1 protein-coding gene is annotated in these 1530 nt (G+C 40.7%); it reads right to left on the reverse strand.

What is annotated here, in order from left to right; all coding sequences use genetic code 11:
* The coding region (locus ACKI5B_RS12795) for a DEAD/DEAH box helicase (RefSeq protein WP_407429377.1) at window positions 1–1493 on the reverse strand (1493 nt) is incomplete at its 3' end.
* Between the last annotated feature and the right edge of the window lie 37 nt (window positions 1494–1530).

Genomic DNA, 1530 nt, shown 5'->3' on the forward strand with positions numbered 1-1530 from the left:
TCATCGTCATCTTCAAGTCGTTTTGTAAATGCAATGCGCTCATCAATACTTTTGTTGTCTTCGCTGGAAAGTGCTACGGCAGAAATTCCTCGTGCACAAAATTCCTGTGCCATGTATTTTGCATGCTTGATTGTCTGACAAAATCCTAAAACTTTTGGTTTTTCTGCATCGTGCCCATAAAACTTCATTTTTTCGATGATATAATCAACACGATGTCCAACCATGAGCATTTTTGCAATTTCTTCTGTGTATTCGCTTGTTCCAGGCTCAGCTTTGATTTTTGAATAATCAATTCCTTCTGCGTCTGCCAAACCAAAATAATGAAAAGGGCAGATAAGGTTATATTCAAGGGCTTGTCTCAAACGGATTTCCACAGCCACATTGTTGTCAAAAAGGGAATAGATGTCACCGTTGTCGCTGCGTTCAGGAGTTGCAGTAAGACCAAGTAAAAATTCCGGCTTAAAATATGAAATGATTTTCTGATAACTTTCACTTGATGCATGATGGGCTTCGTCTATGACGATGTAATCAAAATTGTCCGGAGAAAATTCCTCGTAGTGCCGGCTCATTGTATCTCGGGTTGCAAAAAGATAGGAACAGTCTTTGTCTTTTTGATTACCTGTATAAAAACCGGAATGATAATTTTTTCCGACTGCACCACAAACTGTATCAAATGATTCTTTTGCCTTTTTGAGGATGTCTTCCCGGTGAACGATAAAAAGTAATCGTTTAGGCTTAAACTGCAGTGCATCAAAAACCGACATGTAAGTCTTACCGCTTCCGGTTGCTGCAATTGCAAGAGCTTTATTTGCTCCGGCTTTTCTCAGTTTATCAAGTTTTACAATTGCTTCCTGCTGCATTGCATTTGGTTGTATTGCCTGACTGTGTTCGTAAGCAAAGAGTTCTGTGGCTTTTTGTGTCTGAACATTTTTCTTTATGCGGGCAAGATAGTCCCGGTAGGAAATCAGGAAATCATCAGAATATTTTTGTGCCCAGGGACTCTTCCAAAGCTGCTCAAATTCATCGAGCACAGATTTTGCAAAAACTCCAGGTTCCTGAGCCTGTCCAGTGGACTCATTTTGAAGCACATTCCATTCAACATTTGTTTTTAATGCCCGGCCTGTAATGTTTGATGAGCCGATAATCACCGTCCACTGGTCGCTGCCTGTAAAAGACTTGTGAAAAAGATAGCCTTTTGCATGAAAGCCGTCTGTTGTAGTCGGTGGAACATAGATTTTGAGTTTGATATTTGGAAACTCAGAAAGCCTTTTGAGAACCGAAGGAGTGGTCATGTTCTGGTAAGTAGTCGTAAGAATCTCGCCCGGAATATTTTTTTTAGAAAGCTCCGCCAGTGTTTCAAGAAGAACCTGCAAGCCACCGTAAGTAATAAAAGCCACGCTGATTTTAAATTCTGTACACTGCTGAAGATTTTCGACCAGAGTGTTAAAAAAATTGCGGGTACGGCCGTTGTAGATGAACTGAGCTGCTTCCATGCCTATGTTCTCCGCTTACGCATAGAAAGTGGGATAT

It is taken from the genome of Treponema sp. (assembly GCF_045657965.1).
Classification (GTDB): domain Bacteria; phylum Spirochaetota; class Spirochaetia; order Treponematales; family Treponemataceae; genus Treponema_D.